This is a genomic window from Phenylobacterium sp., from assembly GCF_036963605.1.
Lineage (GTDB): Bacteria > Pseudomonadota > Alphaproteobacteria > Caulobacterales > Caulobacteraceae > Phenylobacterium.
Window position 1 is genome coordinate 1 of record NZ_JBALUY010000114.1, and the last position, 7,713, is coordinate 7,713.

Genomic DNA, 7,713 nt, shown 5'->3' on the forward strand with positions numbered 1-7,713 from the left:
CCTGGGCCTTGTGCCCAGGATCCCTCTCGACGCTTGCGCCTGCCCCGACGAGGGATGCTCGGCACAGGGCCGAGCATGACGGCGGTGAAAGAGGGGGCGCGGCCCCTCAGTCCCGCAGCCAGGCGAAGGTGCGGGTGAGGAAGGCTTGGCCGTCTTCCATCACCGGCGGGGCGTGGGCCATCAGGACGCGCCTCGCCGGCCAGGCCTCGATACGGGTGAGCGCGGCGCGGGCCGCCTTGCGGTCGGTGAAGGCCAGGCGGAACTTGCGCGGGGTCTGGGGTTGGTCCCCGGTCATCAGGTCCAGCCGGGCGACGAGGGCGCGCCAGCCCTTGAGGTCGCGTGCGTCCAACTGCTGGATCAGGTCGGTGAAGATCGCCGTGCGGCTGGGCCGGTGGAAGAAGACCACTTCTGTGGCGATCCGGTTGCCGGCGAAGTGGACCTGGTCGATCTCGTCCGACCACGGGTGGCCGCCCCCGTCGGCCAGGTCGCCGTCGAAGGCGAGGTCGGGTCGCCGCGCCCGCAGGCCCGGCGGGGCGTAGAGCCGGGCATCGGGATAGGCGGCCTGCCACTCGCTGAGGAAGAGGTTGTGCATGGCGCTGGGCGAGACCAGGTGGCGGACCGGCCCCCGGGCGTCCACCGCCGCCTTCAGCTCTGGCGTCAGCGCCGTGGGCGACCAGACGAACAGGTCGCCGCCGGCCAGCCGGATCACCACCATGCGGGTGGGATACGAAAACCCCAGGACGCCGACCTGCGGCCCCGCCGCCGTCCAGATGTTATCGTCCAGAAGCTGCAGCATGGCCGGAACAGGATCACGGCTGAGCTGGAGGGGCAAGCGCCCCCCCGAGCCCTGGGGCCGTCCCCCCTTATCGCCGTCATGGTCGGGCTTGACCCGACCATCCATGCACACCGGGGTTGGCCTGGGTGTTCATGGGCCCCCGGTCAAGCCCGGGGGTGACGAGGGTGGGGATGTGGGGCGGCTCCTAGAGCGCGGCGGCGTCCAGGCGGGCGCGCCACAGGGCTTGGCGGCGCTTCAGCTCGTCCATGCGGCCGATCTCGGGATAGTCCTCGCGCAGGCGCTCCAGCTCCTCGAAGCGGAAGGCCTCGGCCCCGCCGTGCTGCGTCCAGGCGGCCTGGAGGCTGGCATAGGGACAGGAGCCCAGGCGCAGGGTGAACCACAGGCCGTTCTGCTCAGTGTCGACATGGCGGCTGGTCCCGACCCAGGCCTCGCCCGTCGCATTGCAGATGACGGCGAAGACGCCCCAGGCAGGCTTGCGTTCCTTATAGGCGGCCGTGGCGGCCCGTCGTGCGGCGCGATCCATCGCCCCCTCCATCTATTTACCCGGGCGATATAAATCGAATTATTATCCGGGTAAATAGAGCGAGGCGCCTGTGGTGGGCGGAGGGCGTTGATCCCATGCACCGTCATGGTCGGGCTTGATCCGACCATCCATGAACACGGGGGCCGGTCTCGGTGTGCATGGACCCTCGGGTCAAGCCCGAGGGTGACGGAGAAGTTTGGGGGTCCCTCCCACGTCATCCTGGGACTTGTGCCCAGGATCCCTCTCGACGCTTGCGCTTAGCCCCGACGAGGGATGCTTGGCGCAGGGCCGAGCATGACGGCGGGGAGGGGCTTGGGCCTGTGCGATCTCCGCCCGCCCTGTCACCGAACCTTCACCGCGACAAAACGTCAGGCGGTTAGCCCCTTTGGCCATCCCGTGATATGGCCCCCTCCCCGCGGGTCGGGCGTTGCTTAGGTGTGTTCAAGGTAAGGACGGACGCAAATGGGTAGAGTTCTGGTGATCGGCGCCGGCGGCGTCGGATCGGTGGCGGTCCACAAGATGGCCATGTCGCCCGACATCTTCAGCGACATTACGCTGGCCAGCCGGACAAAGTCCAAATGCGACGCCATCGCCGAGTCGGTGAAGGCGCGCACCGGCGTGGTGGTGGAGACCGCCGCCCTGGACGCCGACGACATCGCCGCGACCACGGCCCTGATCCAGGCTGTGAAGCCGGCGCTGGTGGTCAACCTGGCCCTGCCCTACCAGGACCTGGCGATCATGGAGGCCTGCCTGGCGGCGGGCGTGAACTATCTCGACACCGCCAATTATGAGCCTCGCGACGAGGCCAAGTTCGAATATAGCTGGCAGTGGGCCTATCAGGACCGCTTCAAGGCGGCTGGCCTCATGGCGCTGCTGGGCTGCGGCTTCGACCCCGGTGTGACCTCGGTGTTCACCACCTACACCGCCAAGCACCTGCTGGACTCCATCGAGACCCTGGACATCCTCGACTGCAATGGCGGCGACCACGGCCACCCCTTCGCCACCAACTTCAATCCTGAGATCAATCTGCGCGAAGTGACCGCGCCGTCGCGGCACTGGGAAAACGGCCAGTGGGTCGAGGGGCCGGCCCTGGCCCACAAGCAGGTGTTCGACTTCGACCAGGTCGGCGAAAAGAACATGTACCTCATGTACCATGAGGAGCTGGAATCGCTGGCCAAATTCTACCCGGAAATCAAGCGCATCCGGTTCTGGATGACCTTCGGCGACGCCTACCTGAAGCACCTCGACGTGCTGGGCAATGTGGGCATGCTGCGCATCGATCCGGTGATGTTCGAGGGCCGCGAGATCATTCCGCTGCAGTTCCTGAAGGCGCTGTTGCCCGAGCCGGCGTCGCTCGGCCCGCGCACCAAGGGCAAGACCAATATCGGCACCATCGCCACGGGTCTGAAGGACGGCGCGCAGAAGACCGTCTACATCAACAATGTCTGCGACCACGAAGAGGCCTATGCCGAGACCGGCAGCCAGGCGGTCAGCTACACCACCGGCGTCCCGGCCATGATCGGCGCGGCCCTGATGGTCCAGGGCGTCTATGCCGGCGCCGGCGTGTTCAACATGGAGCAGATGGACCCCGATCCGTTCATGGACATGCTGAACAAACACGGCCTGCCCTGGAAGATGCGGGATCTGCCCGCGCCCCTGGACTTCTAGGGGCATGGAGACCAAGGCCGGCGGGGCCGGCGCATTCGCGACGTTCGATCTTTCCCGCGTTCCGTCCCCCTGTTTCGTGGTGGATGAGGCGGCGATCGCGCGGAATCTCTCCGTCCTGGCCGATGTGGGCCATCGGGGCGGGGCCCAGGTGCTGCTGGCCCTGAAGGCCTTTTCCATGTGGTCGCTGGCCGGCCTGGTGGGCGAGCATCTGGACGGGGTCTGCGCCTCAGGCCTCTGGGAGGCGAAGCTGGCGCGCGAGCATTTCCGCGGTGAGCTGACAACCTATTCGCCGGCCTACAAGGCGGCCGACCTGCCCGAGATCCTGCGGCTGTCGGACACGGTGATCTTCAATTCGCCGGACCAGATCGCGCGGTTCTCAGGCCCGATCGAGGCGGCGCGGGCGGCTGGCGAGACCTTCCAGATCGGCCTGCGGCTGAACCCCGAGCACAGCGAGGCCGAGGTCGCCAAGTACGACCCCTGCCAGATCGGTTCGCGCCTGGGCTTTCCGGTGTCGCAGCTGACGGCTGAGAGCCTGGCCGGTGTGGACGGCCTGCACATCCATGCGCTCTGCGAACAGGGCTTCGAGCCCTTGAGCCGCATCTGGGCCTTGCTGGAGCCGAAACTCGCGGGCGTGCTGGGGACCCAGATCAAGTGGGTGAACCTGGGCGGCGGCCACCACATCACCCGCGCCGACTATGACCGCGAGGCCCTGGTCGCCTTCCTGCGTGAGGTGAAGGCCCGGCACGGGATCGGCCTGTTCCTGGAGCCGGGCGAGGCCATCGCGCTGGACGCCGGCATCCTGGTGGGCGAGGTGCTGGATGTCTTCGACAACGGCATGGCCATCGGCGTCACCGACATCTCGGCCACCTGCCACATGCCCGATGTGATCGAGGCGCCCTATCGGCCTGCCATGCTGGGTGAGCCGGACGAGGGGGTGAGCGTCCGCCTGGGCGGCCCGTCCTGCCTGGCCGGCGACATCATCGGCGACTACCGGTTCGACCAGCGGCCCGCGCCGGGAACCCGCATCGCCTTCCTCGATCAGGCGCACTATTCGATGGTCAAGACCAACACCTTCAACGGCGTGCCCCTGCCGGCCATCGCACTCTGGAATAGCGACACCGACGCCCTGAAGATGGTGCGGGAATTCGACTACACCGAGTTCCGCGACCGCCTGTCTTAAAGCGCCGCGTAGGCCGCCTCGATCAGCCGCTTGGCGCGGGGATCGCCCAGCAGGTGGGCCGACTGCTTGTTCATCACATAGGCGCCGGCCAGCCCGGTGTCCGGATCGGCGAAGGCGCAGGAACCGCCCCAGCCGGAATGGCCGAAGGTCTGATCCCCCGGTCCCCAGGGATGCAGAGCCTCATTGCGCATGACGCCGGCTCCCCAGCTCATGACGAAGGGCAGGACGAGGTCCTGGCCGGCGATCCGCTTCCGGCTCATCTCGGCGATCAGAGCCGGCGACAGGATCATCTCCCCGTCGAGCCAGCCGCCTCGGGCGAGCGCGCCCATGAGGCGGGCGAGCGCCGGCGCGGTGGCGTGGCCATTGGCCGAGGGGATTTCGGCCCTGCGCCATTCCGCCTGGCCGCGGCCGCCCGGCGAGGACCAGGGCTCCAGGAAGGCGGCCTTGGTGGGGACATTGATCTCGCCGAAATCGGGAAAGGCCGGCGGACGCTGCAGCTCGGCGCAGCGGCCATGTTCGGCGTCCGGCAGGCCGATCCACAGGTCGAGCTCGAAGGGTTGGGCGATATCCTCGCGCAGGGCCGTTCCCATGGTCCGCCCGTCCACCCGGCGGAAGATCTCGCCGGCCAGATAGCCATAGGTCACCGGGTGATAGCCGCTGGCGGTCCCCGGCGGCCAGAGCGGCGCCATGGCCGCCAGCTTGGCGCAGACCGCGTCCCAGTCGAACCAGAGGGACGGCTCGATGGCCTCGACGAATCCCGACAGGCCGGCCTGGTGCGACAGGGCCTGCTCAACGGTGATCGCCCCCTTGCCGGCGGCGGCGAACGCCGGCCAGATCTCGGCCACCGGCTGGTCGTAGGCCAACCGCCCCTGGTCTACGAGACGGGCGACCATCAGGGCGGCGACCGCCTTGGTGGTGGAGAAGATCGGCGTCAGGGTCTTGGCGTCGAACGCCGTGGTCCGCGCCCGGTCGGCGTGGCCGGCCCAGAGGTCGACGACCACCTCGCCGTCCTTCACCAGGGAAAACCGCGCGCCCAGCTCTTGCCCCTGTGCGAAATTTTCTTCGAAGGCCGCGCGCACCGGCTCCTGGCCGGCGGCGCACTGGCCGTGGATCTCGGGGATGTCGGACGGCATGCGTTAGGCCAGGCGCTCCATGCGGACGTGGGGCGAGGTCGCCTTCAGCCGCTGGGCCATGGCCACGAGGGGCAGCTCGCTCGCCTTCCACATATGCGCCGCCGAGATGGTTTCGGCCACCCCGCCGACCGCCCTCGCCAGGGCGTAGGAGGGCGACAGGCCATCGAGCACGGCGGCGCCATAGAGGGCGCTGAGCAGGTCGCCGGTGCCGTTCGGCGCCGTCTCGGCCCGCTGGTGGGCGGCCAGCCAGGCCTCGCGACGATCGGCATAAACCACGCCGATCTCGTGCTCCCGCTGCACCGAGGAGACCACCACGGGCTTGCCCAGCATGCGCGCCGCGGCCAGGGCCTCGGTCGGCGTCCGGGCCGGGGCGCCGGTCAGCCGCTCAAGCTCCCAGGCGTTGCAGCACACCAGGTCGGCCCGAGGGACCAGGTCGGCGGTGATGGCCTCGGCCACGTCGCCCGGCACATAGAGCCCCTTGCCCAGGTCGCCCATGGTCGGATCGACGATGATGAAGGGTTTGCGAGCCGCCATGTCCCGGGGGGCGGCGCGGACCGAGTCGATGGCGCGGGCCGCGGCGCGGATCTGCGCGGCGCTGGCGAAATAGCCCGTAAGCACCAGGTCGGCCTGGGCGAACAGGCCGTTGGCCTCGATCCCGTCCAGCATGCCGTCGATCGCCTCGACCGGCACGGCGGCCCCGCCCGGCGGCCCCCAACCGGGGTGACGGCCATAGAGCACGGTCGGCACGACCATGGCGTCCACCTTGAAGGCGGCCAGCGCCAGGGCCTGGGCCGAGCCGCCGACGCGGCTGGCGGCCACATGACTGGAAATGATGAGGGTAAGGGGCATTGGCCCCATAGAGAAGCGCCGCGCCCCACCCCGCAAGGGGCCAGGACGCGGCGTCGCAAATAATTCGCCGCACCGCGACGAGAGCGGAAAATGAAGTTCTAGTAGCGGTAGTGATCGGGCTTGAACGGACCGGTTTCCGGCACGCCGATATAGTCGGCCTGTTCCTTGCTGAGCTGGGTCAGCTTGGCGCCCAGCTTTTCCAGATGAAGCATAGCCACCTTCTCATCCAGATGCTTGGGCAGGGTATAGACCTGCGTCTGGTATCGACCGCCATTGGTCCAGAGTTCGATCTGAGCCAGGGTCTGGTTGGTGAAGGAGGCGCTCATCACGAAGCTCGGGTGACCTGTGGCGTTGCCCAGGTTCACCAGCCGGCCTTCGGACAGGACGATGATCTTCTTGCCGTCGGCGAATTCCACGTGGTGGACCTGATCCTTGATCTTGTCCCACTTGAAGTTGCGCAGGCCCGCGATCTGAATCTCGGAATCGAAGTGGCCGATATTGCAGACGATGGCGTTGTTCTTCATCCGCCGCATGTGCTCGACGGTCAGGACGTCCTTGTTGCCGGTGGCGGTGACGAAGATGTCGGCCTTGTCGGCCACGTCCTCGACGGTGACGACCTCATAGCCTTCCATGGCCGCCTGCAGGGCGCAGATCGGGTCGACCTCGGTGACCATGACGCGGGCGCCGCCATTGCGCAGGGAAGCGGCCGAGCCCTTGCCCACATCGCCATAGCCCATGACCACGGCGGTCTTGCCGGCCAGCATCACGTCGGTGCCCCGGCGGATGGCGTCCACCAGGCTCTCGCGGCAGCCATAGAGGTTGTCGAACTTCGACTTGGTGACGCTGTCGTTCACATTGATGGCGGGGAAGGGCAGCTCGCCCCGCTCGGCCATCTGATAGAGGCGATGGACGCCCGTGGTGGTCTCTTCAGAGACGCCCTTGATGGAGTCGCGGATGGCCGAATAGAAGCCCGGCTTCTCGGCCAGATAGCGCTTCATGACGGTGTAGAGGGCTTCTTCTTCCTCATTCTGCGGATTGTTCAGGACGGTGGGATCCTTCTCGGCCTTGGGGCCGAGCACGGTCAGCAGGGTCGCGTCGCCGCCGTCGTCGAGGATCAGGTTCGGATAGCCGCCATCGGCCCATTCGAAGATCTTGTGGGCGTATTCCCAGTACTCGATCAGGGTTTCGCCCTTGATGGCGAACACCGGCGTGCCCTTGGCGGCGATGGCCGCGGCGGCGTGGTCCTGGGTGGAGAAGATGTTGCACGAGGCCCAGCGGACCTCGGCGCCGAGGGCTTCCAGGGTCTCGATCAGGACCGCGGTCTGGATCGTCATGTGCAGGGAGCCGGCGATGCGCGCGCCCTTCAGGGGCTGGCTGGCGCCGAATTCCTCGCGGGTCGCCATCAGACCGGGCATTTCGGTCTCGGCGATGTCGATTTCCTTGCGGCCGTAGTCGGCCAGGCTGATGTCCTTGACGATGTAGTCGGTCATGTCGTGGGGTCCTGCGGTCCTGTCGCGGAGGCGGGCCAGAGAAGCCAGCACATGCGGTTTTGGGGCTCTATAGC

General features: G+C 67.7%; 7 protein-coding genes. 2 read left to right on the forward strand and 5 right to left on the reverse strand.

Annotated features, from left to right (window positions below; all coding sequences use genetic code 11):
• Positions 1-106 precede the first annotated feature (106 nt).
• Both V7702_RS15965 and V7702_RS15970 read right to left on the reverse strand, forming a co-directional pair.
• The gene (locus V7702_RS15965; protein WP_335651069.1) at positions 107-832 is read right to left on the reverse strand and encodes a DUF4336 domain-containing protein; all 726 of its coding nucleotides are present in this window, start codon (positions 830-832) and stop codon (positions 107-109) included.
• Between the two features lie 148 nt (positions 833-980).
• Positions 981-1,319 (reverse strand): GIY-YIG nuclease family protein, encoded by a 339-nt coding sequence (locus V7702_RS15970; RefSeq protein WP_335651070.1) that lies wholly within the window; start codon positions 1,317-1,319, stop codon positions 981-983.
• A gap of 462 nt (positions 1,320-1,781) precedes the next feature.
• On the opposite strand from V7702_RS15970, the gene V7702_RS15975 reads away from it, so the two are divergent.
• Both V7702_RS15975 and V7702_RS15980 read left to right on the forward strand, forming a co-directional pair.
• A complete protein-coding gene (locus V7702_RS15975) occupies positions 1,782-2,987 on the forward strand; it encodes a saccharopine dehydrogenase family protein (protein ID WP_335651071.1) in 1,206 nt (401 codons plus the stop codon).
• A gap of 4 nt (positions 2,988-2,991) precedes the next feature.
• Complete coding sequence (locus V7702_RS15980) at positions 2,992-4,167, forward strand: carboxynorspermidine decarboxylase (protein ID WP_335651072.1); 1,176 nt, start codon at positions 2,992-2,994, stop codon at positions 4,165-4,167.
• Here the strand turns inward: V7702_RS15980 and V7702_RS15985 are convergent.
• The 3 genes from V7702_RS15985 to ahcY all read right to left on the reverse strand — a co-directional run bounded on the left by V7702_RS15985 (position 4,164) and on the right by ahcY (position 7,639).
• Positions 4,164-5,300, reverse strand: a complete 1,137-nt coding sequence (locus V7702_RS15985) for a serine hydrolase domain-containing protein (protein WP_335651073.1) — start codon at positions 5,298-5,300, stop codon at positions 4,164-4,166. The two genes, V7702_RS15980 and V7702_RS15985, sit on opposite strands and share 4 nt — an antisense overlap.
• A 3-nt stretch (positions 5,301-5,303) precedes the next feature.
• The gene (locus tag V7702_RS15990) at positions 5,304-6,149 is read right to left on the reverse strand and encodes a pyridoxal kinase (RefSeq protein ID WP_335651074.1); all 846 of its coding nucleotides are present in this window, start codon (positions 6,147-6,149) and stop codon (positions 5,304-5,306) included.
• 98 nt (positions 6,150-6,247) lie between these two features.
• The gene (ahcY, locus tag V7702_RS15995) at positions 6,248-7,639 is read right to left on the reverse strand and encodes an adenosylhomocysteinase (RefSeq protein ID WP_335651075.1); all 1,392 of its coding nucleotides are present in this window, start codon (positions 7,637-7,639) and stop codon (positions 6,248-6,250) included.
• Positions 7,640-7,713 lie beyond the last annotated feature (74 nt).